Source organism: Streptomyces sp. GESEQ-35 (assembly GCF_017948485.1).
Taxonomy (GTDB): domain Bacteria; phylum Actinomycetota; class Actinomycetes; order Streptomycetales; family Streptomycetaceae; genus Streptomyces.
This window is the reverse complement of sequence record NZ_JAFFSX010000002.1, coordinates 578,162-603,969: the sequence shown is the minus strand read 5'-3', so window position 1 is coordinate 603,969 and position 25,808 is coordinate 578,162. Positions and strand designations below refer to the sequence as shown.

Sequence of the window (25,808 nt, the reverse complement as noted above, 5' to 3'; positions counted from 1 at the left end):
AGGGTCAACGACGCTTCGGCGGAGGGCGTTTGGGGAGGGGCACAGGCATGGGGCGGAACGAGCTGATACAGCCGATACCGGAACTGCTGAAGAGGCACGCCGAGCGATCGCCGGATCGCGTCGCGTTCTCCGACTCCGTGCGCGGTGTCACCTACGCCGAGCTGGAACGGCGCACCGGCAGACTGGCCGCCCGGCTCGCCCGGACGGGCCTGCGCCGCGGCGACCGGGTCGCGTTCTGCCTGGGCAACTCCGTGGAGCTGGTGGAGAGTTGCCTCGCCACCGTCCGGGCCGGGGCGGTCGGCGTCCCCCTCAACCCCCGGTCCTCCGACGCCGAACTCGGCCATTTCCTCCAGGACAGCGGCGCGTCGGTCGTCATCACCGACGCCGCGCGCCTGGCGCGGTTACAGCGATCGAGTCCCGAACACCGCCGGCCGCACATCCTGCTCGCCGGTGCGGAGACGGTCCCGGCGGACGCCCCTGACGGCACGCTGCTGTTCGAGGACGCCGTCGCTGCCGACGACGCCCAAGGGCCCGCCAGGGACGACCTGGGGCTCGACGAACCCGCCTGGATGCTCTACACCTCCGGCACCACCCATCGCCCCAAGGGTGTGCTGTCCACGCAGCGCAGTGCGCTGTGGTCGGTGGCGGCCTGCTACGTCCCGCTCTTCGGGCTCTCATCCGAGGACCGGCTGCTCTGGCCGCTGCCCTTGTTCCACAGTTTCGGGCACTCCCTCGCGATCCTGGGCGTCACCGCCGTCGGCGCGAGTGCCCGGATCACCGGCGAGCTCCTCCCGCCCGGCGGCCTGTGGCATGAGCTCCAGGCACCGCGCGAAGACCTCGGTGGCCCCTTCACCGTCCTGGCCGGGGTCCCCGCGACCTATCACCGGCTCGTGACGGCAGCCGGGGAGTCCGTGCCCTCCCGGCCTGCGCTGCGGGTCTGTGTCGTGGCGGGCGCGCCGAGCGGCCCGTCGCTGCGCACGGCGGTCGAGGACGTACTGGGAGCGCCGCTGCTCGATGCGTACGGCAGCACCGAGACCTGCGGCATGATCGCGGCGAACCGGCCGGAAGGGCCCAGGGTCGACGGCTCCTGCGGACCGCCGGTGCCGGGGATGGACGTGCGGGTCGTCGGCCCGGACAGCGGCAACGATGTCGCGGAGGGCGACGAGGGCGAGATCTGGGTTCGCGGGCCGAGCCTGATGACCGGGTACCACAACCAGCCCGAGGCGACGGCCGCCGCACTGAAGGACGGCTGGTATCGCACCGGGGACCTCGGCCGACGCGTCGAGCACGGCCATCTCACCCTCACCGGCCGGGTCAGCGAGCTGATCATCCGCGGCGGCGAGAACATCCACCCGACGGAGATCGAACAGGCCCTGCTGCGCTGCCCCGGCGTGCGCGACGCCGTGGTGGCGGGCCTGCCGCACGACGTTCTCGGCGAGGTCCCGGTGGCCTTCGTCGTACCGGGCCCGGACGGGATCGATCCGCAGCGGGTGCTGGACGCCTGCCGCACCAGCCTGTCCGACTACAAGGTCCCCGCCGAGATCCACGAGATCGCCGCGGTCCCGCGCACCGCGTCCGGCAAGATCGCCCGCCATGCGGTCGTCCCGGGATTGGCCCTGCCCGCACCCGACGTCCGCGTCTCGCCGACCGTGCCACCCGTCCGGGCCGGCGGATCCCTGCACCGGCGGCTGCTGCCCCTGCGGCGAGCGGAGCAGGAGCGCGCGCTGCGTGAGACGGTGCTCGCCGAGACGGCCCGGGTCTGCGGACGCGACACCCACGCCCGGCTCGATGCGGAGAGCCCCTTCACCGATCTCGGGCTGACCTCCCTGGGCGCCGTCACCCTGATCGACCGGCTCGTCGAAGAGACCGGACTGCCTTTGCCGACGACCTTGGTCTTCGACCACCCCACACCGGCCGACGTGGCCCGGTATCTGCGCACCGCCCTCTTCGACCCGGCATCCCTCGACGACGCCGCCCCCGTCCTGCCCGCGGGCGAGGCCGACGACGAGGATCCGGTGGTGATCGTCGCCATGGGCTGTCGCTATCCCGGCGACGTGAACTCCCCGGAAGAACTGTGGCAGTTGGTGTCGGCGGGCCGTGACGCGATCTCCGGCTTCCCGGCCGACCGGGGCTGGGACCTGGACGCTCTGTACCACCCCGATCCGGATCACATCGGCACCGCGTACACGCGCAGCGGCGGATTCCTGCACCGGGCCGCGGAGTTCGACGCGGGCCTGTTCGGGATCCCGCCGCGCGAGGCGCTGGCCATGGACCCGCAGCAGCGGCTGCTGCTGGAGACCTCGTGGGAGGTCTGGGAGCGGGCCGGGATCGACCCGGCGTCGCTGCGGGAGAGCGACACGGGGGTGTTCGTCGGCCTGATGCACGGCGACTACTCGGCCCGCTTCACCCACCACGGCCTGGAGGCGTATCTGGGCCTGGGTTCGGCCGGCAGCGTGACCTCCGGGCGGATCTCCTATACGTACGGCCTGCGCGGACCCTCGATCACGGTCGACACCGCGTGCTCGTCCTCGCTGGTGGCGCTGCACTGGGCGGCCAGGTCGCTGCGCTCGGGCGAGTGCTCGCTGGCCCTGGCCGGCGGTGTCACGGTGATGGCGACGCCCAATGCGTTCCTGGCGTTCAGCCGCCAGCGCGCGCTGTCGCCCGACGGCCGCTGCAAGTCGTTCTCGTCCTCGGCGGACGGCACCGCCTGGGGCGAGGGGGCGGGTCTTGTGCTGCTGGAGCGGCTCTCCGACGCGCGCCGCAACGGCCATCCGGTGCTGGCCGTGCTGCGTGGCTCCGCCGTCAACTCCGACGGCGCGTCCAACGGTCTGACCGCGCCCAACGGACAGGCGCAGCAACGGCTGATCACCCAGGCGCTGGCCGACGCCGGGCTCCGCGCGAGCGATGTGGACGCGGTGGAGGCGCACGGCACGGGCACCACACTGGGCGACCCGGTGGAGGCGCGGGCCCTGCTGGCCACCTACGGCCAGAACCGCGAACGCCCCCTGCTGCTGGGCTCGGTCAAGTCCAACCTCGGGCACACACAGGCGGCCGCCGGCGTCGCCGGGGTCATCAAGATGGTGCAGGCCATGCGGCAGGGGGAACTGCCCCGGACCCTGCACGCGCAGACCCCGTCACCGCACGTCGACTGGTCCCTGGGCCGCGTGGAACTGCTGACCACCGCCCGGCCGTGGCCGTCGGCGGCGGACCGGCCACGGCGTGCGGGCGTGTCGGCCTTCGGCATCGGCGGGACCAACGCGCATGTGATCCTGGAAGAACCGCCGCCGCCCGAGCGGCACACCGGTGCATGCTCCCTGCCCGTGCCCTGGCTGCTCTCCGCCGACGACGAAGGCGCCCTGCGCGACCAGGCACGCCGCCTGGCCGCCACCGTCACGGCCCGGCCCGACCTCTCGTCCGCCGACATCGGCTACTCACTGGCCGTGTCGAGGTCGGCCCTCACCCACCGGGCGCTGATCCCGGCCGACGACCGGGAGCGGATGCTCGCCGGGCTGGAAGCGCTGGCCGCCCCAAGCAGTTCGGGGCAAGGCGGCCACGGTTCGGCAGCGCCCCGAAGGGGCGCGGGGCTGCATCAATTTGCGGCTCCGCCGCGGGGCGCGACCAGCCACGACGGCGCCGCAGCCGACCGCCGACCCATCGCGGCGCATCCAGCGGAGACGAGCCTGGCCGATCCAGCGATCCGCGCGGCGTTCCTGTTCACCGGCCAAGGCGCGCAGCGCGCCCGCATGGGCGTGGAACTCGGCGCGGCGTTCCCCGCCTTCGCCGCGGCCTTCGACGAAGTCTGCCGGGAGTTGGACGACCGGCTGGAACTGCCGCTGCGTACGGTGCTGTCCGCCGAGCCGGATTCGCCGTCGGCCGCCCTGCTGCACCGTACCGACTTCACCCAGGCCGCGCTGTTCGCCTTCGAGGTGGCACTGTTCCGGCTGCTGGAGTCCTGGGGCGTACAGGCCGACTTCCTGGCCGGGCACTCCGTGGGGGAACTGGCGGCGGCCCATGTCTCCGGGGTACTGGATCTCGCCGACGCCGCGACGCTCGTAGCGGCCCGGGGACGGCTGATGCGGGCGCTGCCCGAGGGCGGGGCGATGGTGGCCCTGGACGCGGACGAGGACGAGGTTCTGCGCCAACTGGCGGATGTCGCGGACCAGGTGGCGGTCGCTGCCGTGAACGGGCCGCGCTCGGTGGTGATTTCCGGCGCACGGGAAGCGGTGCACGCCGTAGCGGCCGGGTTCGAGGCGCGCGGTCGCAGGACCGTACGGCTGAAGGTCAGCCATGCCTTTCACTCACCCCTGATGGAGCCGATGCTCGACGAATTCCGCCGTACCGCCGAGGAGTTGACCTTCCGGCCACCGCGGATTCCGCTGGTCTCCGCCGTGTCGGGCCGGCCTGCCGACGCCGAGGAGCTGTGTTCGCCCGAGTACTGGGTGCGGCATGCCCGCCGCACGGTGCGGTTCGCCGACACCGTGCGGTGGCTCGGGGGGAACGGGGTCTCGGCGTTCCTGGAGCTCGGTCCCGGTCCCGTGCTCACCGCGCTGGCTCAGGAGTGTCTGACGGACCCGTTCTTCGCCCCGGCCACACGTGGCGGTGAGCGTGAACCGCGGACGCTGCTGTCCGCCGTGGCCGGGCTCCATGTGCGCGGGGTACGCGTCGACTGGCCCGCGGTGTTCGCCGGCACCGGGGCTCGGCGCGTGGACCTGCCGACGTACGCGTTCCAGCGGCGCCGGTACTGGCTGGAGGCGCCACCCGCTGCCGCCCTGGCCACGGCAGGCACTCAGCAGGGGCATGCGCTGCTCGGCCCGGCCTTCACGGTGCCCGGCACCGACCGGACGGTGTTCTCCGGGCTGCTGTCCACCACGGACCAGCCATGGCTCGCCGACCATGTGATCGCCGGGACGGTGCTCGTCCCCGCGACGGCGTTCGTGGAGATGGCCGTACGCGCGGGCGACGAAGCAGGCTGCGAGGTGCTGGACGAACTCCTCGTCCTGTCACCGCTCGCCCTGCCCTCCGCCACAGGGGTGAGTGTCCAGGTCGTGGTGGGACCGGCAGACGACTCCGGCCGGCGCCCGTTCGACATCTACTCCCGGACCGAGGACGACCTCTGGAGCCGGCATGTCACCGGGCTGCTCGGCCGGGCGCCGGAAGTCCCGCAGGAGGATCTGACGGTGTGGCCGCCTCAGGGCGCGGACGAGGTGGATCTGACGGACGCGTACGCCGACCTCACGGACGGCGGCTTCGCGTACGGGCCGGCCTTCCAGGGCGTACGAGCGGTGTGGCGGCGGGGCGACGACCTGTTCGCGGAGGTCCGGCTGCCCGAACCGGCGGTGGCCGAGGCCGGGCGATTCGGGATCCATCCGGCGCTGCTGGACGCGGCCCTGCACGCCCCGCTGCTCGCCGGGCCCGGGCCGGGCGCGTCGGTCCGGGTGCCGTTCGCGTGGGGCGGAGTGCGTCTGTATGCCGCCGGGGCGACGGAGCTGCGGGTACGGGTGAGCCCGGCCGGGGCGGACTCGGTCTCCCTGGTGCTCGCCGATCCGACGGGGCGCCCGGTGGCGCGGGTGAACTCCCTGACGACCAGGGAACTGCCCCGCACCCGGGACGACGTGGTACGACGTGGTCTCCTGCGCCCCGACTGGGTCTTAGTCGACGTGCCCTCCGGCGTTCCCGGCGAGCGCTGGGCGGTGCTGGGCCCGGACGAGCTGAACCTCGGCGAGATCATCGACACCGCTGCCCCCGGCTCCGCCGACATCGTGGCCGTCACGGCCCTCGGTCCGGCGACGGACAGCGATCCCCTCTCCGCCGTACACCGACTGACCGGCCGGGTACTCAGGGCACTCCAGGACTGGCAGGACGAACCGGACACAGCCGCAGCACGCCTGGTGGTGATCACGCGCAACGCCACCGCTCCCGTACCGGACCTGGCGGGCGCGGCCGTCTGGGGGCTGGTGCGCACCGCGCAGTCGGAACTGCCCGGACGGGTGGTCCTGGTGGATGTCGACGCAGATCCCGAGTCCCTACGGCTGCTGCCCGCGGCGGTGACCACCGGTGAACCCCAACTGGCCGTCCGGGCAGGTCGGGTGACGGTGCCGCGGCTCACCGAGACGGCATCCGATGGCCGGACGCGCGCCCGGGCCGCCTTCGGCCCGGACGGCACCGTACTGATCACCGGCGGCACCGGCGCGCTGGGCGCTGAACTGGCCCGTCACCTGGTCGCCTCGTACGGCGTACGCCACCTGCTGCTCACCGGGCGGCGCGGCCCGCAGGCACCCGGCGCCGACGAACTGCGTTCCGCTCTTGAGGAGTTGGGGGCCGAGGTCCGGATCGTCTCCTGTGACGTGACCGACCGTGCCGCGCTGGCCGACGCGGTCAGGAGCTGTGAGCCGCCGCTTGCCGCCGTGGTACACGCGGCCGGGGTGCTCGACGACGGTGTACTGCCCGCGCTGACCCCGGAGCGCATGGCGGCGGTGCTGCGGCCGAAGGCGGACGCGGCCTGGCATCTGCACGAACTGACACGGAATCTGGACCTGTCGGCGTTCGTCCTGTTCTCCTCGGCGTCGGGCCTGCTCGGCCGGGCCGGTCAGGGCAACTACGCGGCGGCGAACGCGTTCCTGGACGCGCTCGCCCGGCACCGCACGGCGCTGGGGCTGCCCGGGGTTTCGCTGGCGTGGGGGCTGTGGGAGCTCGACGGCGGCATGGCCGCACAGTTCCGGGAGGGCGGACAGCAGCCGGGCTCCCGTGACGGAATCCGGGCGCTCTCACCCGAGCAGGGCCTGGCGTTGTTCGACGCGGCGCTGCGCGAGCGCGAACCCGTGCTGGCGCCGATCCTGCTGGACCGGGCCGCTCTCGGGTCTGCCGGTCGGGCCCTGCCACCGCCGCTGCGTGGACTGATACGCCCGGGTCGCCCCAAGGCTGGCGCCGGGGCGACCGACTCCGCTCCCGGCGGGGAGCAGGTTCTGGAGCCGGGGGCGTGGCGGGAGCTGCTGGCCGGGCTCCCTGAAGACCAACGGGAGGGCGCGCTCGTGGAGTTGATGCGCGCCGACGTCGCCACGCTGCTCGGCTACGGCGATGCCGATGCGCTGCCGGCCGGCCGGGCCTTCGCCGACCTCGGATTCGACTCCCTGACGGCCGTCCAGATCCGCAACCGGCTCAGCATGGCCCTGCACCTGAGGCTGCCCGCCGCGGTGGTGTTCGAGCACCCGACAGCGGAGGGTCTCGCCCGCCATGTGCTCGGCCTGCTCGACGACCTGCCGCGGACGACACCGGTGCGGACGCCCCAGCCGGCGGACGGCCGGCCCGTGCGGACGCTCTCCTCCCTCTACCGGAGCGTCTGCGAGGCCGGCCAGGTGGTCGCGGCGATGCACATGCTGGTCACCGCCTCCTGGGGGGTGCCGACGTTCGACGCGTCCGGCAGCCGCGAACACGCACTCCCGCCGGTGCGCCGGGCCGACGGCGGCGGCGACGGCCCGGTGCTGGTGTTCTTCCCCGGTTACCATCCGCTCTTCGACGCCCCGGCCGGGGAGTTCCCCCGCTTCCACCGTTCGTTCCAGGGCGAGTTGGACGTCCTGGAGTTCCCGCACCCCGGCGTCGTCGAGGGCGACGCGGTGCCGGCCGACCGGGAGACACTGGCGCACACCCACGCCGAGACGGTGCTGCGGCATGTCGGCGGCCGGCCGTTCGTCGTCGTCGGGATGTCCGGCGGAGGCGCCGTCGCACACACCGTGACCCGGCGACTGGAAGCGCTGGGGACCGCCCCCGCCGGTCAGGTGCTGCTCGACACGTATCTCATCGGCGACGGCAACGGCGACAAGGACTGGCTGCTGTCCCTGCCGGCTTCAGCCGTCGCGCCACGCCTGGCCGGGAACGACTGCACCGGGGACGAGGACAACGGCGTGGCGGCGCTCGGCGCGTACACCCGGATGTTCCTCGGCTGGGATCCGGAACCGGTCGGCACCCCGACCCTGCTGGTCCGGGCCACCGAGCCCACCCCGGAGATGGCGGCGAGCGCGGGCCCGGACGGCTGGCGGACCTCCTGGCCGCTCCCGCACGAGCGCGTCGACGTGCCGGGCGACCATGTCTCGTTCATGCGGGACCACGCCCACACCACGGTGGCGGCCGTCCGCAGCTGGATCGACTCCCTCGGGCTCACGAAGGCTCGGCCGACCGCACAAGGAGAGCGATGAATCCCGGACAGGTCATGAGAAGCGAGGAGGACTTCGACGTCATCGTCGTGGGCGGCGGCCCGGCCGGGGCGACCGTCGCGGCGGCCGTGGCGCTGCGGGGCCATCGCGTCCTCCTCCTGGAACAGCACACGTTCCCCCGCTACCAGATCGGCGAGTCGCTGCTGCCCTCCACCGTGCACGGCGTGTGCCGCATCCTCGGCGTCGAGGCGGAGGTCGCGAAGGCGGGCTTCAAGGTCAAGCGCGGCGGCACCTTCCGCTGGGGCAGGAACCGGGACCCCTGGCAGTTCTCCTTCGCGCTGTCCCCGCGGCTGGCCGACCCGACCTCGTTCGCCTACCAGGTCGAGCGGTCCCGGTTCGACACCATCCTGCTGGACAACGCCCGCCGGGTCGGCGTGGAGGTACGGGAGGGCTGCCGCGTCGGGAGCGTACTCGCGGACGAGGAGCGGGTCCGGGGCGTCCGCCTGACCGGCCCGGACGGCGCCACCGTCGAGGTCCGGGCACGGTACGTCGTGGACGCCTCCGGCAACGGCAGCCGCATCCACTCGCAGGTCGGCGGGAAGCGCACGTACTCCGACTTCTTCCGGAACATCGCGGTGTTCGGCTACTTCGCCGGGGGCGAACGCCTGCCGAAGCCGAACGACGGCAACATCTTCTGCGCCGCCTTCGACGAGGGCTGGATCTGGTACATCCCGCTCCGCGACGATCTGACCAGCGTGGGCGCGGTGGTGAGCCGGGAGAACGCCGCGGCGATCCAGCGGGACCCGGCGGCCGCCTGGCGCCGCCTGATCGACTCCTGCTCCGAGGTCCGGGACCTGCTCGTCGACGTGCCCCGGGCGACCGAGGCGCCGTACGACCAGGTCCGCGTCCGCAAGGACTACTCGTACTGGAAGACCCGGCTGTGGACACCCGGCATGCTGCTGGTCGGTGACGCGGCCTGCTTCGTCGACCCGGTGCTGTCCTCCGGGGTGCATCTCGCCACGTACGGAGCACTGCTCGCGGCCCGCTCGATCAACAGCGGCATCGAGGCCGCGGGACTGGACGAGGACCGCTGTTTCGAGGAGTTCGAGGCTCGCTACCGGCACGAGTACGGCCGGTTCTACGAGTTCCTGGTCTCCTTCTACGACATGCACCAGGACGAGCGGTCGTACTTCTGGAAGGCACGCAAGGTCACCCACGTCGGCGCCACGGAACTCGAGGCGTTCGTCGAGCTGGTGGGCGGTCTGGCCTCCGGCGACGCCTCGCTCGCCGGGCCCGGGACGGCGGGCGCACGCCTCGCGGCCGCCTCCTCGGACATCGACCGGGCCGTCGGCCGCCTTCCGGACTCCGACGGCCGGCGCAATCCGCTCTTCGAGTCCGCCACCATCCGCCAGGTGTTCCAGGAAGGTGCGGTCCTTCAGGAACGAGGTGTCTTCGGCGGGCCGCTGGAGGACGAGGCGCCCCTGCGTCCGGGTGGTCTGGTGGCATCCGAGGACGGCCTCGCATGGGTGGACCCCGGCCGGTGACCGGCAGATCGGCGTCTCAGTGGTTGCGTGCCGTCACCAGCCCCGACTCATAGGCGAAGACGACCAGTTGGGCCCGGTCCCGTGCCCCCAGCTTCGTCATCGCACGGCTGATGTGGGTCTTCGCCGTGAAGGGGCTGATGACCATGTGCTCGGCGATCTCGTCGTTGGTGAGGCCGCGCGCGGCGAGGGCCGTCACCTCGCGTTCGCGGCGGGTCAGGCACTCCAGGCCGGGGGCCGTGGCCCGGTCCGGGGGACGGGAGACGAACTCGCCGATCAGAGCGCGGGTGACGGAAGGGGACAGCAGGGCCTCGCCGTGGGCGACCACCTCGATGGCCTGGAGCAGGTCGGCCGGTTCGGTGTCCTTCAGCAGGAAGCCGCTCGCGCCCGCCCGCAGCGCCTCGAAGACGTACTCGTCATGGCCGTAGTTGGTGAGGATCACCACGCGGACGGCGGCCAGGGCGGGGTCGGCGGCGATGCGGCGGGTCGCCTCGATGCCCGTCAGCACCGGCATCTGTACGTCGATCAGCGCGATGTCGGGCACCTCGGACCGGACCAGTTCGACGCCCTGCTCCCCGTCCGCCGCCTCGCCGACCACCTCGATGCCGTCCTCGGCGTCGAGGAGGGCCCGGAAGCCGGCCCGCATCAGCGCCTGGTCGTCGACGAGCGCGACCCTGATCATCCCTGCTCCCCCAGCGGCAGCCGCGCGCGGACCGAGAAGCCGCCCTCCGCGCGCGGGGCGGCGTGCAGTGTGCCGCCGAGGGCCGTGACGCGTTCGCGCATACCGGTGAGGCCCACGCCCTGCGTGGGCGGACGGGCGGGGTCGGCGAGGCCGTCGTCGTCCACGCGTACTGTCAACTCACCCTCTGCATAGCCCAGTTGGACCTGGGTCTGGGCCGGTCCCGCGTGTCGTGCCGCGTTCGTCAGGGCTTCCTGCACGATGCGGTACACGGCCCGGTCGACGGTCGCCGGCAGGGGACGCTCGTCGCCCGTCACCGTCAGGTCCACCGCGAGGCCCGCCGCGCGGGCGCGCTCCACGAGCAGCGCGGGGGTGCCGGCCGGCTCGTCGGTCCGCAACACCTCCAGGGTGGCGCGCAGTTCACGCATCGCCTCGCCGCTCGCCTCCTGGATGGCGAGCAGGGCGGGCGGTATCTCCTCGCCCCGTTTGCGGGCCAGGTGCACGGCGACGCCGGCCTGGAGCTTGACGATCGAGATGCTGTGCGTGAGCGAGTCGTGCAACTCCCTGGCGATCCGTAGGCGTTCCTCGCCGGCGCGGCGCAGCGCCGCCTCCTCCCGGGTGCGCTCCGCCTCCAGTGCGCGCTGTTCGGTCTGGCGCAGATAGGCCCGCCAGTTGCTGTCGGCCAGACCTGTGACCAACGCGCACAGGAACCAGCCCGCGAGCAGCGCGGCCCGCTCGACCACCTCCTGCGTTGTCGGACCCGTCGCGATGTACGCCGCCAGGAACACCCCGCTCGCCACGGCCGCGTATCCCCGGCGTCCCACGCGGGCCGCCGTGTGCACCGCGCCGATGACGGGGAGGGCCGCGAGCGCCCCCGGATGGGCGTGCAGAACGTACGCAGCGCCGCCGGCCGTGGACACCGCCAGCACCGCGAGCGGGGCCGAGCGATAGAAGGCGAGCGAGATCGAACTCACTGCGATGAACGCGTAGTCGACGGCGCTGGTGTCCGCGTCGAAAGCGGCCGCGGTCATCACGAGGGCGCCGACGACGACCGCGAGGGCCGCGTCGGCGAGACGTCCACGGATGGCCGACTGCTCGCTCATGCCCGAAACAGTAAACGGCCGCACCGACACCGGCGTCCGCCCTGTGGACGGCTCCCCCACTACTCCCCACGCAGTAGTGCCGGACACCGGCGCACCTTGCCGCCGTAGCGCCGACTGTCTTCGGCCGTACGACGACCGCGGCGCCCCCCGAGGCGCAGGCTGCTGCCCATGTCCACACCGTTTCGCTACACCGAGCCCCTGCCGCCCAAGTCGGCCACCGGCCGCGTCGCCGAGGTGTACCAGCAGCTCTCCCGCGACTTCGGCATCGACCGGCCGGTCACCTTCGTCGTACTGTCCTCGGCACCCGAAATCCTCGCCCCCGCCTGGGCGTTGATGCGCGAGTCGCTGCTCGCAGGACCCGGCGGCCGCACCGGCAAGGAGCTGGCGGCCCTCGGGGTGTCCCTCGCCAACAAGTGCCCGTTCTGCGTGGACGCGCACACCGTCCTGCTGCACGCCACCGGCGACCACGCCCTTGCGGAGCGCCTGGCCCGCGGGGAGCAGCCGGAGAACGAGGAGCACGCGCGCGTGCTCGCCTGGGGGCAGAGCACCCGCGCCCCGGGCACCGCCCTGGAGCCGTACCCGTTCCCGCGCGAGCACGCCCCCGGCTACCTGGGCACCGCGTTCGCCTTCCATTTCATCAACCGGATCGCCTCGGCCCTGCTGACCGAGCGCCTCATGCCGGGCAACGCCCAGCGGCTGCGGCCGGTACGGAGCCTCATGGGCCGCACCCTCGCCCGGACCGTACGCCGAACCGTCCGGCCCGGCGCCGCCCTCGCCCTGCTCGACGCTCCCGCCCCGGGCCCCGCCTGGGCGGACGGCACACCCGTCGGCCCCGCGTACGCGGCGCTGCGGACCGCCGCCTCGGCAGGCGCGGGACTACTGGACTCCGAGGACCGGACTGTCGTACGGCAGACCCTGCGGGACTGGGACGGGGAGCATCCGCCGCTCGCCCTGGGCGGGTTCCCGGACCGGCGTGAGCGCCCCGGCGCGCGCCTCGCGCTGCTGGCCGCGCTGGCGCCGTACCGCATCACCGACGAAGACATCACAGCCTGGCGCAAACCAGAACATACGGACCACTGCCTGGTGCATCTCGTCGCGTTCGGCGCGTTCGCCGCCGTGGACCGCATCGAGAGCGCGCTCCCCCTGCACACCGCCGAGGAGGCCTCGTGATCGCCCGCCTCGCCAACCCGCGTCAGGCCGCCGCCTGGAACGGCTCCGTCGGCACACACTGGGCCGATCACCAGGAGCGCTACGACACGATGCTCGCCGAGGTGAACGACGCGCTGTTCGCCGCCGCGGCGATCGAGGCCGGCGACCGCGTCCTGGACGTCGGCTGCGGTGCCGGCGCGACCACACGGATCGCGGCCCGGCTCGCCGCCCCCGGACCCGCCCTCGGCGTCGACATCTCCGCGCCCCTGTTGAAGCGGGCCCGCGCGAGCAGCGTCGACGAGGGGACCAGCAACGCGGCGTTCGAGTACGGGGACGCGCAGCTGTACGCGTTCCCGCCCGCCGGGTACGACGTCGTCATCAGCCGGGGCGGCGTCATGTTCTTCGCCGATCACGCGGCCGCCTTCCGCAATCTGGCGCGGGCGCTGCGGCCGGGAGGGCGGCTCGCGTTCATCTGTCCGCAGCCTGCCGGGCCCGAGTCGGAGGAGTCCCGGGCCCTCGGCCTGTTCGCCCGGCTCGTCGACAAACCGGACGCGGAGACGGTCGCGGCGCACACGGCGATGGCGTCCCTCTCCGCCCCGGCCCGGATCCGCGCCGCCCTCAGGGACTACGAGGAAGTGACCGTGACGCCTGTCACCATCCACACGGTGTGGGGCCGCGATGTGACAGACGCCGTCGACTTCCTCCTGTCCCGCTCGCCGGGGGGCACGGTCCGCGCCGGTCAGCGCGCCGAACTGGAGGACGCCCTGCGCCCGTACGAGACGGATCTCGGAGTGCGGATGCGGGCTGCGGTCTGGTGTGTGACGGCCGTCCGGCCGTGAGGGGCGGACGTGGGCGCAGTCACCGGGCGTGCACGGAGCGAAGTTTCGCTTCCGCCCCACAGGGACTCGTGTGACACTGGCGTCCCGTCCGCAGTGCGGACCCCGTCCGCACCGTCCCCCACGAGAAGTGCGCTGTGCGTTCGCTACCCCTGCCGCTCACCCTCTCCGCGCGCCTGGCCCCGGTTGCCGTGCTCGCCGTGTCGGGCTGGGCTCTGTCATCCGGCCCCTCGGCGCCGGCCGCCGAGAACAAGGCCGGCCAGGACAACGGGTCCCAGTCGCCGACCGCACCCGCCACCTCCGCGGCGTCGAAGGCGTACGACGCCGCCCCCTCGCCGTGCAAGAGTGTGCCCGAGAAGACGGTCAAGTCCCTGGTCCCCGGCGCCAAGACGGCCGGCAAGGAGATCGCGTCCACGGACTCGAAGGTGCGCCGCACCTGCTCCTGGAACGCGCTCAAGGGGTACGACTACCGCTGGCTCGACGTCTCCTTCGAGGTGATGGAGTCGGAGGCGGCGGCGGAGAAGTCGTACAAGGAACGCATCTCGGACGACAGTGGCGGCGGCGAGGTCCCCGGCGTGGGCGAGGCGGGCTACTCCGTGGTGAACCTCACCACCCAGGACAAGCAGCAGACCCGCGAGGGCGTCGTGGTGGTCCGCTCGTCCAACGCGCTGGTGGTCATCACGTACAACGGCAGCGACTTCGAGTCGAAGAAGGCGCCCAGCACGGACGAGATCAACAAGGGCGCCATCAAGGCCGCCAAGGACGCGGTGGCGACGCTGGAGGACGGCCAGAAGAGCTGACCGTCCTCCAACTCCGGTCAGCCGACGGCCTTCTCCCGGCCGCGCAGCAGCATCAGGACCAGGTACAGCACCATCGAGGTGCCCAGCCCCACCGCCCAGCCGTAGTCGGCCAGCGACGACAGCGCCGGGATCGGCCGGCCGTCGAACAGCGGGGCGAAGCTGGCACCGCCGACGGCAAGGACGCCGCCGGCCGCGAAGGCGACGACCGCCCGCCAGTTCCAGCCGCCCTCGTACCAGTACTGCCCGCCCGGTCGGTACAGGTCGACCAGGTCGAGCTTGCCGCGGCGCAGGATCCAGTAGTCGGCGATCAGGATGCCGGCGACCGTGCCGAGGAGACCGCCGACCAGACCGAGCCAGGTGAAGATGTAGCCCTCCGGGTCGGAGTACAGCTTCCACGGGAAGATCAGCACACCGATGACACAGGTGGCCAGAGCGCCCGCGCGGAAGGTGATCCGGCGGGGCGCGATGTTGGAGAAGTCGAAGGCCGGGGACACCAGGTTGGCCGCGACGTTCACGGACAGCGTCGCCACCAGCACGGTCACCAGCGCGAACAGCAGGCCCACCACATTGTCCGTCTTGGCGGCCAGCTCGACCGGGTTCCAGATCGGCTCGCCGTACACCGCCTGCGAACCGGACGTCACCATCACCGACAGGAACGCGAACAGCGTCATCGTCGTGGGCAGGCCCAGCGCCTGGCCCCACATCTGGGCCTTCTGGCTCTTGCCGTAGCGGGTGAAGTCCGGGATGTTCAGCGACAGAGTGGACCAGAAGCCGATCATGCCCATGAGGGAGGGCCAGAAGAGCTTCCAGAAGTCGCCGCCCCAGCCCAGCTTGGAGGGCTGGTCGAGCAGCGGGCCGAAGCCGCCGGCCTTGTTGCTCATCCACACCAGCATCACGAGCGCGCCGACGATCACGAAGGGCGCCGCCCAGTTCTCGAAGCGGCGGATCGTCTCCATGCCCCGGTAGATGATGGCGACCTGGATCGCCCAGAAGATCGCGAACGACAGCCACATGGTCCAGGCGTAGCCGCCGACCTTCCCGGCATCGCTCCAGCCGTTGCCGATGAGCTTTCCGGCCAGGAAGTAGATCGCCTCGCCGCCGATCCAGGTCTGGATGCCGAACCACCCGCATGCCACCAACGCCCGGACGACAGCGGGGAGGTTGGCGCCGCGGATACCGAAGGAGGCGCGGGCGAAGACCGGGAAGGGGATGCCGTACTTGGGTCCCGCATGCCCGGTGAGCAGCATCGGCACCAGCACGATCACATTGGCCAGGGCGATGGTGAACACCGCCTGCTTCCAGTCCATGCCCACCGCGATCAGACCGGAGGCCAGGGTCCAGGAAGCCGTGTTGTGGGCCATGCCGACCCACAGCGCGGAGAAGTTGTACGTGGTCCAGGTGCGCTTCTCGACGGGAACCGGCAGCAGGTCCTCGTTGGCATAGGCACCGCCCGGAGCGGGGGCGTCCGGGGCTATCTCCACCCGGCCGTCGGCCAGGGTGACTTGAGTGGACGGCGGTATGGCCGTGGGAGCGGTGTCGGTCATGGGCAGGCCAATCAGGGGGAGGTGGGACGGGAAAGGCCGTGCGGGCGGGCCCCCCTTCCCGGGACGGCGGGAAGGGGGAGACTCAAATGGAGGGACTCGATCAGAGGGGAATTGCTCAGCCGTTGACGGCCGGGATCACCTGCGACCCGTACGCGTCGATCGTGGCTTCCTGAGCGTCGTGCATGTCATAGACGGCGAACTGGTCGACGCCCAGCTCGCGCAGCGCGTTCAGCTTCTCGATGTGCTTCTCGGCCGGCCCGATGACGCAGAACCGGTCGACGATCTCGTCGGGCACGAACGCGGTGTCGGGGTTGTCGGCGCGTCCGTGGTGGGAGTAGTCGTAGCCCTCGCGGGCCTTGATGTACTCGGTGAGCTCGTCGGGTACGGCGGCGGAGTGCGCACCGTACTTGGACACCAGATCGGCGACGTGGTTGCCGACCATCCCGCCGAACCAGCGGCACTGCTCGCGGGCGTGGGCGAGCGCTTCGGGTGAGTCGTCCTCGGTGACGTAGGCGGGCGCGGCAACGCAGATCTTGACCTCGGACGGATCACGCCCGGCCGCGACCGCCGCATCCTTGACCGCCTTGACCATGTACTCGGTGAGGTACAGGTCGGAAAGCTGGAGGATGAACCCGTCGGCCTCCTCGCCGGTCATCTTCAGGGCCTTCGGCCCGTACGCGGCCATCCAGACCGGGAGTTCGGCGTCCTCCTTGATCCAGGGGAACCTGATGACCGTGCCCCCGAGGTCCGCCTCCTGGCCCGAGGCGAGCGCCCTGATGACCTTCATGGCCTCGCTGATCCTGGCGAGGGTGTTCGGGGTGCGGCCCGCGACGCGCATCGCGGAGTCACCCCGGCCGATGCCGCACACCGTGCGGTTGCCGAACATGTCGTTGAGGGTGGCGAACGTGGAGGCGGTGACCTCCCAGGTGCGGGTGCCCGGGTTGGTGACCATCGGGCCGACCTTCAGCCTCGTCGTGTTGGAGAGGATCTGGCTGTAGATCACGAACGGCTCCTGCCAGAGCACGGCCGAGTCGAAGGTCCAGCCGTACGTGAAGCCGTTGCGTTCGGCCCGCTTCATCAGGCTGATGACCTTCGAGGCCGGCGGGTCGGTCTGCAGGACGAGTCCGAAGTCCATGTGCGCCACTCCTAGTTGAGGTACTGACAGGTGGAGCGCGGGGTGTAGACGCCGTGGCCGGCGTGTCCGGTGTACTCCCGCTCGGTGATGACGAGTTCGCCGCGCGAGAGGACCGTCTCGACCCGGCCGGTGGTGCGCTTGCCCTCGTACGCCGAGTAGTCGACGTTCATGTGGTGCGTCTCGACGGACATGACCTGCTCGGCGTGCGGGTCGTAGATGACGACGTCGGCGTCGGCGCCCGGCGCGATGGTGCCCTTCTTCGGGTACATGCCGAACATCCGGGCCGGGGCGGCGCAGGCGATCTCGATCCAGCGCCGACGGCTGATGTGCCCGTCGACGACGGCCTGGTGGAGCAGGTCCATACGGTTCTCGACGCCCGGCAGACCGTTGGGGATCTTGGAGAAGTCGCCCCGGCCCAGCTCCTTCTGGCCCACGAAGCAGAAGGGGCAGTGGTCGGTGGAGACCACCTGGAGGTCGTTCGTCCTGAGACCCTGCCACAGCTTGGCCTGGTGCTCCTTGGGCCGCAGGGGCGTGGAGCACACGTACTTCGAACCCTCGAAGTCCGGCTCGGCGAGGTTGTCGGTCGACAGGAACAGATACTGCGGGCAGGTCTCCCCGAAGACGGGCAGCCCCTCGTCGCGCGCCCTGGCCAGCTCGGCGACCGCCTCCGTCGCCGAGACGTGCACGACGTACAGGGGTGCACCGGCGACCTGCGCCAGCTTGATGGCACGGTGGGTGGCCTCGGCCTCCAGCAGGGCCTTGCGGACCTCGCCGTGGTAGCGGGGGTCGGTCTCGCCGCGGGCCAGCGCCTGCTCGACCAGGACATCGATGGCGATACCGTTTTCTGCGTGCATCATGATCAGCCCGCCGTTCTCGGCGGAACGCTGCATCGCGCGCAGGATCTGGCCGTCGTCCGAGTAGAAAACGCCCGGATACGCCATGAACTGCTTGAAGGAGGTCACCCCCTCCTCCACCAGCAGGTCCATCTCCTTCAGCGTCTCCTGGTTCACGTCGGAGACGATCATGTGGAAGCCGTAGTCGATGGCGCAGTTGCCCTCGGCCTTGGCGTGCCAGGTGTCGAGGCCCTCGCGCAGGGTGTGCCCGACGCTCTGCACGGCGAAGTCGACGATCGTCGTCGTCCCGCCCCAGGCCGCCGCACGGGTGCCGGTCTCGAAGGTGTCGGAGGCGAAGGTGCCGCCGAACGGCAGCTCCATGTGGGTGTGGGCGTCGACACCGCCCGGGATCACGTACTTCCCGGTGGCGTCGATGACCCGCTCGGCCGTCCAGGCCTCGGCGGCCGGGGTGCCGGAGGCGGCGAGGGCGGCGATACGGCCGTCCTCGATCAGGACGTCGGCGTGGATCTCGTCGGACGCGGTGATGACGAGACCGCCGCGGATGACGGTACGGGTACTCATGGGCTGACTCCGCTGGGTTGTGGTCGAAAGGTGCGGGTCGTCTGTGGCTGGTCGCGCCCCGCGGCGAAGCCGCTAATGGACGCTGCCCCGCGCCCCTACGGGGCGCGGGTACCGCTTCCGATCATGGTGCGGTTAGCGGCTCGTACGCGTCCGGGCGGCGGTCGCGGTAGAACTGCCAGCGGTCGCGGACCTCGCGCAGCTTGGCCATGTCCAGGTCGCGGACGACCAGTTCGGTCTCCTTGTCGCTGGCCACCTCGCCGACGAACTGGGCCTCCGGGTCGACGAAGTAGGTCGTCCCGTAGAAGTCGTTGTCGCCGTACTCCTCGACGCCCACCCGGTTGATCGCACCGACGAAGTACTCGTTGGCGACGGCCGCGGCCGGCTGTTCCAGCTGCCACAGGTAGGCGGACAGGCCGCGCGAGGTGGCCGACGGGTTGAAGACGATCTCGGCACCGGCGAGACCCAGCGCGCGCCAGCCCTCCGGGAAGTGCCGGTCGTAGCAGATGTAGACGCCGATCCTGCCGACGGCCGTCTCGAAGATCGGCCAACCGCTGTTCCCCGGACGGAAGTAGAACTTCTCCCAGAAGCCCGGCACCTGCGGGATGTGGTGCTTGCGGTACTTGCCGAGGTACGAGCCGTCCGCGTCGATCACGGCGGCGGTGTTGTAGAGGACGCCCGGCTGCTCCTCCTCGTACATCGGCAGGACGAGCACGATGCCGTGTTCCTCGGCGAGTGCCTGGAAGCGCTTGACGATCGGCCCCTCCGGGACCGCCTCCGCGTACTCGTAGAACGCCTTGTCCTGAACCTGGCAGAAATACGGTCCGTAGAACAGCTCCTGGAAACACAGCACTTGAGCACCCTGCGCGGCCGCGTCGCGCACCGCCTGCTCGTGTACCTGGATCATCGACTCCTTGTCGCCCGTCCACGCGGTCTGGAAGAGGGCGGCACGAATCACTCTGCTCATCGGGACCTCCGGTCACTCGGTGTCCGAGGAGCCTAGAAAGCCGACGAGTCCGGTTTGAGTTGCAACGTGTCACGTCTGCGGGCACCCGGCGTGCCACGGTGTCACCCTCGCGTGGGCCCATGTTTCACCACCGTTTTCCCAGGTCGTTCCATGTTTCAGCCCTGTTGCGCGTCGTGCGCCAGGAGCGCGATGTGCACCGAGGCGGCCTGCTCGAAGTCGTCGAGGTCGACGCCGAGCCGCCCCTGTATGGCCTCCAGCCTGCGATACAGCGCGGGCCGCGAGACGTGGTGGAGCTGTGCGGTGCGGGACTTGTTGCGGCCGGAGGCGAGGTACGTCCGCAGGACCGCCAGCAGGTCCTCCTCCGGCTCGCAGAGCAGCCCGTCCAGCTCCCGTTCCGCGAAGGACTGCACATGCGGGTCGTCGCGCAGCAGCCGGATCAGGCCCCGCAGATGTACGTCCTTCAGGCGTACGACGGCCGGGAGATCCAGGACCGCCGAGGAGTCGGCGACGGCGTCCGCGACGTGCTGCGCCTCGCGCAGTCCGGCGGGTACGTCGTCCCAGGCGATCCGCGGACCGGCCGCGGCGACCACGGACTCCCCCGACGCCGACTCGGTACGCAGCCGCGCCGCGAAGTGCGCCGTAAGCACCCCTGCGTCCTGGTCCCTGGCCAGGCTGAGCAGGACGGCGGTGGCGCCGTCTGCCAGCTCGGCGACCAGTCCGGGCAGCCCCAACAGGCGGAGCATACGGTCGAGTTGGGCCGGATCGCCGTCCCGCACGACGAGCGGCACGAACGTCCGCCGGTTGACCGGCAGCCCGGCCGCCCGTGCCCGGGGCAGCAGCTGCCTGGCCGGTACGACACCGCTCACCAGGTCGGTGAGCAGTCCCTGCGCCGACTCCTCCTCCCAGGAGTGCGCGGTGCCGCCGCCGAGCATGCGGTGCAGCACGAGTGCCTCGGCGGCACGGTCGGCGAGCAAGCGTCCGGCGGCCGTGTCCCCGCGATACCCGCAGAGCATGATCTGCCCCCACCGCTCCCCGCGCCCGCCCAGCTCGGCGCGGATCCAGCCGTCGCCCTCGCTCCCGCCCGCCTGCCGGGCGATCCGCTCCCAGTCGCGCAGCACGTCGTCCACCGCGGGCCGCTCCCCCGCCGTGGCGAGGACGCGGTGCGCGAGGTTGGTGACGACGACCGGGCAGGCGCTGTGCTGGGCGACCTCGTCGAGCAGTCGTTGCAGCGGGGCGCCCGCGGTGATGAGTCCGGTGAGCGCGGTCCGTACGGCCTCGGAGAGGCTGACGGCGGCGAACTTCCGCCGTACGAGCCGGGATTGGACCTCTTCGGTCAACTCGGCGAAGGGGAAGGGGCGATGGAGCACGACCATCGGCAGACCGCACCGCTCGGCCGCCCGGCGCATCACGTCCGGCGGGGTCGGGAAGGCACGGCCGAGTCCGAGGACCACGGCCGCGGCCTCCGCACGGTGCAGGGACCGGATGTACTCGACCTGCTTGTCCTCGTCCCCGGCCAGCAGCACGCCCGTCGTCAGCACCATCTCGCCGCCGCTGAGCATCACACCCACGTCGGCGGCCTCGGCGACGTGCACCCAGCGCACGGGCCGGTCGAGCTGGCTCGCGCCGGCCACCACCTCGGGCTCCCCGGCGAGCACCCGTTCCAGGGTGAGGACCTGGCGGACCGACAGGGCGGGTTCCAGGGTCCCCAAGGTGGTGGTCATGGCGGCGTTCCCTTGCTCAGGTTCTGCTACTGGGTGCTCCTCAGAGCGTGTTCGAGGATCGCGGCGCCCTCCTCGGCCTCCGCGACGGTCAGGGACAGCGGCGGGGCGACGCGCAGGGCGCTGGTGTTGTGGCCGCCGCCCTTGCCGATGAGCAGCCCGCCCGCGCGGGCCGCCTCCAGCACGGCACTCGCGGCCTCCGGGTCGGCCTTGTCCGTCCCGGGTTTGACCAGCTCGATGCCGAGCATCAGCCCGCGCCCACGCACCTCCCGTACGCCGGGAACCTGCGCCGCGGCGGCCCGCAGCCGCTCGATGAGCAGTCCGCCGACCCGCCGGGCGTTGCCCTGGAGGTCGTGCTCCAGCAGATACGTCAGGTTCGCGAGCCCCGCCGCCATGGTGATCTGGGTACCGCCGAACGTCGAAATGCTGTTGGAGTCCAGGCAGTTCATGATCTCGCCCCGGGCGACGACGCCGCCGATGGACATGCCGTTGCCGATGCCCTTGGCGAAGGTGAGGATGTCGGGCGGACCGCTCTGGGAATGCGCCTGCCAGCCCCAGAAGTGGTCGCCGGTGCGGCCCCAGCCGGTCTGCACCTCGTCGGCGATCCAGAGGATGCCCCGCTCGCTGAGCACCTCACGGAAGGCGGCGTACAGGCCGTCCGGCGGGGAGGTGAAGCCGCCGACGCCCTGGATGGGTTCGGCGATCAGGGCCGCCGGCGGGCGGGTGTGGCCGAGGAGGTCGTTGAGGTCCTCGACGCAGGCCGCGATGAACTCGCTGTCGCTGAGCGACGCGTACGGACCTCGGGTACGGACGCCGCCATGGACGTACAGCGTCTGGAGCGGGGACAGCGAGGTCGGGGACCAGCCGCGGTTGCCGGTGATGCCGACCGAGCTGAAGGAGCGGCCGTGGTAGCTGTTGCGCATCGCGAGGATGGTGTTGCTGCGACGGTACGTGGTCGCCAGCAGCAGCGCGGTGTCGTTGGCCTCCGTGCCGGACGTGGTGAAGAAGACACGGGCGTTCGGGATGCCGGACAACTGGGCGATGCGCTCGGCCAGTTCGACCATCGGCCGGTTGAGGTACAGGGTGGACGAGTGGATGATCCGCCCGGCCTGTTCGCTCACCGCCTTGGTGATCTCGGGGAGCGCGTGCGCGGTCATGGTGGTGAGGATGCCGCCGAAGAAGTCGAGGTAGCGGTTGCCCTCGGCGTCCCAGACGTACCGCCCCTCGCCGTGTGTGATCTCCAGCGGGTCCTCGTAGTAGAGGGCGAGCCAGTCGGGCAGGACGGCGCGGTGGCGCCCCAGCAGGTCCTTGGTCACGGCTGCACCAGCCCCTCGTACGCGTCGGGCCGCCGGTCCCGGTAGAAGGCCCACTGCTGCCGCACCTCTTCGATGAGGTCGAAGTCGAGGTCACGGACGACGAGTTCCTCGCCCTTGTCGCTCGCCGCCTCCCCCACGAACTGGCCGCGCGGGTCGACGAAGTACGACGTCCCGTAGAAGTCGTTGTCCCCGTACTCCTCCTGGCCGACCCGGTTGATCGCGGCGATGAAGTACTCGTTGGCGACGGCGGCCGCGGGCTGCTCCAGCTGCCAGAGGTGGGCGGACAGGCCGCGCGAGGTGGCCGACGGGTTGTAGACCAACTGGGCGCCGTTCAGGCCGAGTTGCCGCCAGCCCTCCGGGAAGTGGCGGTCGTAGCAGATGTAGACGCCGACCTTGCCGACGGCGGTCTCGAAGACCGGCCAGCCGACGTTGCCGGGCTTGAAGTAGTACTTCTCCCAGAAACCCTTTACCTGGGGGATGTGGTGCTTGCGGTACTTGCCGAGGAAGGTGCCGTCGGCGTCGATCACTGCCGCGGTGTTGTAGTAGAAACCGGACTGCTCGACCTCGAAGACCGGGACGACGATCACCATGCCGGTCTCGCGCGCGAGCTCCTGCATACGGCGCACGGTCGGCCCGTCGGGCACCGGCTCGGCCCAGCGGTAGTGCTCGGGCTCCTGGACCTGGCAGAAGTAGGGCGCGTTGAAGACTTCCTGGAAGCCGATGATCTTGGCGCCCTGGCGAGCCGCCTCCCGGGCGTACTCCTCGTGTTTCGCCACCATGGACTCGGTGTCGCCGGTCCAGGTGGCCTGGACCAGAGCGGCACGAACGACGTTGGCCATGAGCTGCTCCTTCGACGGGACGTCAGAGCCTCTACGCCCGTAGATACTGCCGTAGAGGGTCGAAAGTAAGCCTCGGGGACAGCCTTGCCAAGACCATCGTCGTTAACCCGCTGAGTCGATCACGTTTCACACTCCGGTGGGTGAGTCACAGAGCCGCCCGGTGCGTACTGATGTGTATGTCAGGCAGCGAATCCGGCGACCCTAAGGGCGTGCACCAGGTCCCAGTGGCGCTCCTCGGACACCCCGCGCGCGGCTTCCAGCAGCAGCGGCACGAGGGCCCCCGGGTCGGGCTCGACGCTGCGGGCGGCCTCCTCCGGGGTGCGGACCCGGACGTACGCGTCCAACAGCGCACGGATCTCGCGCCGCCGCCCAGCACCGGCCAGCCCGAGCACGGCCTGCCCGATCTCGACCGCGGGCCGCGCCACGCCCTGCCGCAGGATCTGCTCCCCGTCCGCCGTCCGCCCCGCCGCGACCAGCGCATCGGCCGCGGCGACCAGTCGGTCGGCGGGCAGCGAGGCCGCCTCCCACAGCAGCGTCGCCCAGTCGGCACCGAGCCCGGCCCGCTGCATCTCGGCGGCGAGCAGCGGAATCCTGGCGGCGGGCCAGTAGGCGGCCTCCACCAGCAGCGCATGCGCCTCGCCGCTACGGCCCTCGCCCCGCAGCCGCGCCAGCGTCCCGACCGTCCCGGCGACCTCCCGCCGCGCCTCCGTGTCCACCGGCTGCTCGGCCTGCGGTTCCGGCACGTCCACCGCTTCGGCGGCCCCGGCGAAGCGGGCCCCGCGCGGGGTACGGCCGCTCGCGGCGGGCGGTTCGGGCAGGACCGGTACGGCGGCGTCCGGGGGTACGACGACGGGGGCGGCCTCTTCCTCCTCGACCATCCCCGCGAACCGCGCACCGCCGCGGCGCCGCTTGCGTTGCTTGGGGGCGGGCTGTCGCGGGTCGGGGTCGGCCTCTTCCGCGACGGGACCTCCGGGGTGCCGGCCGTCGCTGTGCACCGGGTTCACGTGCTGGACGGGACCGGACGCGATTCCAGGTTCGACGACGGGCCGGCCCTCGGGGTCCTGCGGTCCGTATGCGGGGTCCGGCGGCCCGTATGCGGGGTCCTGCGATCCGTACGCGGGGTCCGCGAACTGAGCGGTGCGCTGCTGCGGCATGCGACGGGGTGCCGCATGCGTCGGGGCGCCGAGGGAATCGCCGTACTGCGGAAACACGTCGTCGCGGGCGGCGGGGTCCTGCGATCCGTACGCGGGGTCCCGCGGCCCGTACTCGGGGCCCTGCGGCCCGTACTCGGGGTCCGCGAACTGAGCGGTGCGCTGCTGCGGCATGCGGCGGGGTGCCGCGGGCATCGGGGCGCCGGGGGAATCGCCGTACTGCGGAAACACGTCGTCGCGGGCACCGCTGCCGCCGCCGTCGTACGCACCACGCCGACGCGCCCCCGTGGGATCGCCGTACGTTCCCTGCGCACCGGCCCCTGCGGCCTCGCCGTAAGCACCGCCCGCACCGGACCCCGCGCCATCGCCATAAGCACCACCCGCACCGGACCCCGCGGCCTCGCCGTGAGCGCCGCGCGCAGGTGCCCCCGCGCCAGGGCCGTAGCCGCCCCGCGCATCGACCTCTGCTCCATCGCCGTAGGCCCTTTGCCCGCCGCGCCTGCGGATCGCCGCCGCCTGTCCGCCGACCGACCTGTGGTCCAACTCGGCGATACGGGACTGGAGTTCGGTGCACCGGGCGGTCGCCCGCTCGTGGTCGTCGCGGGCCCAGGCGAGGTCGAGGCGGAAGGTGTCGGCCTGTTCGCGGGTGGTGGCCGAGGTGAGCAATCGCCCCAGTTCGGCCTGTCGTTCGGCCGCGTACCGCTGTTCGCGGAGCATGACGTCCAGCCGGTCTCCGAGGGCGTCACGGGCGCCGGGCCGGGCGTCGTGGGCGTTGAGCGCGGCGGCGTGCAGGGAGCGGGCCTGTTCCTTCTCGGGAGCGGCGACATCGGGGCCGTAGTCGGCGGCGAGATCCTGTAGGAGCGCCTCCACCACGTCCCAGGGCGGGATTTCGCGTCCGTCGATACAGGCCTGCATGCCGTCCGGGTCGCGTTGCCAGAACACCGCACACCAGCCGGCGCCCTCATCCAGGCGCGCCAGCAGACCGTCCAGGTAGTTCGCGAACTCCCGCACCCGACCCGGGAGTTGATCCACAGCCATCGCTCAACTCCCGCCAGACCGGAACACTCCGGTCCGTAAGGCAACACCAGACGTGTTACGGGAGCGCTACAGGGAGTTTTCCACGGGTGGGCAGGAGCCTCCTTGCCCAGGAGTTGTGCCGGTGACCGAATCCGAAAACCGCCACGCGAACGCGGCCGATCACGCCGGCGCGGCCACGGTGGGGGCTGCGGGCTGCGCACCATGGCGCCAATCTCATACCGGTATAGAAATTGGCGCGGCGCCGCTGGACGGCGCCGCTCAGGGGCGCGGGACGGCGTCCATCAGCGGCTCCGCCGCGGGGCGCGAGCAACCACAACAGACCCGCAGCCGCCCACCAACATCAAGCCCCCGGACCGTAGGCGCCCAAAATGCCGCCGCACAACGACCGTGCCAAGGTGGAATGGACGCGCGCGCCCCAAGGAACGGACATGCG

At 71.8% G+C, this 25,808-nt stretch carries 15 protein-coding genes; 5 read left to right on the top strand and 10 right to left on the bottom strand.

Annotated features, from left to right (window positions below; translation table 11 throughout):
• Positions 1-47 precede the first annotated feature (47 nt).
• Positions 48-8,189, top strand: a complete 8,142-nt coding sequence (locus KCH87_RS06175) for a type I polyketide synthase (RefSeq protein WP_210584801.1) — start codon at positions 48-50, stop codon at positions 8,187-8,189.
• Positions 8,186-9,691, top strand: coding sequence for a tryptophan 7-halogenase (locus tag KCH87_RS06170; RefSeq protein ID WP_247195718.1), 1,506 nt, complete (start codon positions 8,186-8,188; stop codon positions 9,689-9,691). Before KCH87_RS06175 ends, KCH87_RS06170 begins: the two co-directional genes overlap by 4 nt.
• Before the next feature lie 16 nt (positions 9,692-9,707).
• Here the strand turns inward: KCH87_RS06170 and KCH87_RS06165 are convergent, their stop codons facing one another.
• Together KCH87_RS06165 and KCH87_RS06160 are read right to left on the bottom strand one after the other, a co-directional pair.
• Positions 9,708-10,370 carry a response regulator transcription factor gene (locus KCH87_RS06165; RefSeq protein ID WP_210584799.1) on the bottom strand — a complete coding sequence of 221 codons (663 nt, stop codon included), beginning with the start codon at positions 10,368-10,370 and terminating at the stop codon, positions 9,708-9,710.
• Complete coding sequence (locus KCH87_RS06160; protein WP_210584797.1) at positions 10,367-11,470, bottom strand: sensor histidine kinase; 1,104 nt, start codon at positions 11,468-11,470, stop codon at positions 10,367-10,369. The genes KCH87_RS06165 and KCH87_RS06160 overlap by 4 nt, the downstream gene beginning before the upstream one ends.
• A 168-nt stretch (positions 11,471-11,638) precedes the next feature.
• Here KCH87_RS06160 and KCH87_RS06155 point away from each other — a divergent pair, with 168 nt between their 5' ends.
• From KCH87_RS06155 to KCH87_RS06145, 3 genes are all read left to right on the top strand, one after another.
• Positions 11,639-12,640: a carboxymuconolactone decarboxylase family protein gene (locus KCH87_RS06155; RefSeq protein ID WP_210584795.1), complete on the top strand. Its 1,002-nt coding sequence runs from the start codon at positions 11,639-11,641 to the stop codon at positions 12,638-12,640.
• Positions 12,637-13,458, top strand: a complete 822-nt coding sequence (locus KCH87_RS06150) for a class I SAM-dependent methyltransferase (RefSeq protein WP_308298759.1) — start codon at positions 12,637-12,639, stop codon at positions 13,456-13,458. The genes KCH87_RS06155 and KCH87_RS06150 overlap by 4 nt, the downstream gene beginning before the upstream one ends.
• Before the next feature lie 134 nt (positions 13,459-13,592).
• Complete coding sequence (locus KCH87_RS06145) at positions 13,593-14,255, top strand: hypothetical protein (RefSeq protein ID WP_210584793.1); 663 nt, start codon at positions 13,593-13,595, stop codon at positions 14,253-14,255.
• A 17-nt stretch (positions 14,256-14,272) separates the two neighbouring features.
• On the opposite strand, the gene KCH87_RS06140 is transcribed toward KCH87_RS06145, so the two are convergent.
• From KCH87_RS06140 to KCH87_RS06105, 8 genes are all read right to left on the bottom strand, one after another.
• Positions 14,273-15,799: an NCS1 family nucleobase:cation symporter-1 gene (locus KCH87_RS06140; RefSeq protein ID WP_210584791.1), complete on the bottom strand. Its 1,527-nt coding sequence runs from the start codon at positions 15,797-15,799 to the stop codon at positions 14,273-14,275.
• Positions 15,800-15,914: 115 nt separating this feature from the next.
• Positions 15,915-16,934, bottom strand: coding sequence for a TIGR03842 family LLM class F420-dependent oxidoreductase (locus tag KCH87_RS06135; RefSeq protein WP_210584789.1), 1,020 nt, complete (start codon positions 16,932-16,934; stop codon positions 15,915-15,917).
• Between the two features lie 11 nt (positions 16,935-16,945).
• Positions 16,946-18,349 carry a dihydropyrimidinase gene (hydA, locus tag KCH87_RS06130; RefSeq protein ID WP_210584787.1) on the bottom strand — a complete coding sequence of 468 codons (1,404 nt, stop codon included), beginning with the start codon at positions 18,347-18,349 and terminating at the stop codon, positions 16,946-16,948.
• Positions 18,350-18,470: 121 nt separating this feature from the next.
• Positions 18,471-19,313, bottom strand: coding sequence for a nitrilase-related carbon-nitrogen hydrolase (locus KCH87_RS06125; protein ID WP_210584785.1), 843 nt, complete (start codon positions 19,311-19,313; stop codon positions 18,471-18,473).
• 155 nt (positions 19,314-19,468) lie between these two features.
• Positions 19,469-21,034 carry a PucR family transcriptional regulator gene (locus KCH87_RS06120; RefSeq protein ID WP_210584783.1) on the bottom strand — a complete coding sequence of 522 codons (1,566 nt, stop codon included), beginning with the start codon at positions 21,032-21,034 and terminating at the stop codon, positions 19,469-19,471.
• Positions 21,035-21,060: 26 nt separating this feature from the next.
• On the bottom strand, positions 21,061-22,347 hold the full coding sequence (locus tag KCH87_RS06115; RefSeq protein ID WP_210584781.1) for an aspartate aminotransferase family protein: 1,287 nt from the start codon (positions 22,345-22,347) through the stop codon (positions 21,061-21,063).
• Positions 22,344-23,186: a nitrilase-related carbon-nitrogen hydrolase gene (locus KCH87_RS06110; RefSeq protein WP_210584780.1), complete on the bottom strand. Its 843-nt coding sequence runs from the start codon at positions 23,184-23,186 to the stop codon at positions 22,344-22,346. The genes KCH87_RS06115 and KCH87_RS06110 overlap by 4 nt, the downstream gene beginning before the upstream one ends.
• A 179-nt stretch (positions 23,187-23,365) precedes the next feature.
• Positions 23,366-25,375, bottom strand: coding sequence for a hypothetical protein (locus KCH87_RS06105; protein ID WP_210584778.1), 2,010 nt, complete (start codon positions 25,373-25,375; stop codon positions 23,366-23,368).
• Positions 25,376-25,808: the final 433 nt, after the last annotated feature.

Bases quoted from the DNA above. Each gene is read 5' to 3' on its own strand.
- KCH87_RS06165 (WP_210584799.1), bottom strand. From the start codon at position 10,370: ATGATCAGGGTCGCGCTCGTCGACGACCAGGCGCTGATGCGGGCCGGC.
- KCH87_RS06105 (WP_210584778.1), bottom strand. From the start codon at position 25,375: ATGGCTGTGGATCAACTCCCGGGTCGGGTGCGGGAGTTCGCGAACTAC.
- KCH87_RS06155 (WP_210584795.1), top strand. From the start codon at position 11,639: ATGTCCACACCGTTTCGCTACACCGAGCCCCTGCCGCCCAAGTCGGCC.
- KCH87_RS06160 (WP_210584797.1), bottom strand. From the start codon at position 11,470: ATGAGCGAGCAGTCGGCCATCCGTGGACGTCTCGCCGACGCGGCCCTC.
- KCH87_RS06170 (WP_247195718.1), top strand. From the start codon at position 8,186: ATGAATCCCGGACAGGTCATGAGAAGCGAGGAGGACTTCGACGTCATC.
- KCH87_RS06175 (WP_210584801.1), top strand. From the start codon at position 48: ATGGGGCGGAACGAGCTGATACAGCCGATACCGGAACTGCTGAAGAGG.
- KCH87_RS06135 (WP_210584789.1), bottom strand. From the start codon at position 16,934: ATGGACTTCGGACTCGTCCTGCAGACCGACCCGCCGGCCTCGAAGGTC.
- KCH87_RS06140 (WP_210584791.1), bottom strand. From the start codon at position 15,799: ATGACCGACACCGCTCCCACGGCCATACCGCCGTCCACTCAAGTCACC.
- KCH87_RS06125 (WP_210584785.1), bottom strand. From the start codon at position 19,313: ATGAGCAGAGTGATTCGTGCCGCCCTCTTCCAGACCGCGTGGACGGGC.
- KCH87_RS06120 (WP_210584783.1), bottom strand. From the start codon at position 21,034: ATGACCACCACCTTGGGGACCCTGGAACCCGCCCTGTCGGTCCGCCAG.
- hydA (WP_210584787.1), bottom strand. From the start codon at position 18,349: ATGAGTACCCGTACCGTCATCCGCGGCGGTCTCGTCATCACCGCGTCC.
- KCH87_RS06110 (WP_210584780.1), bottom strand. From the start codon at position 23,186: ATGGCCAACGTCGTTCGTGCCGCTCTGGTCCAGGCCACCTGGACCGGC.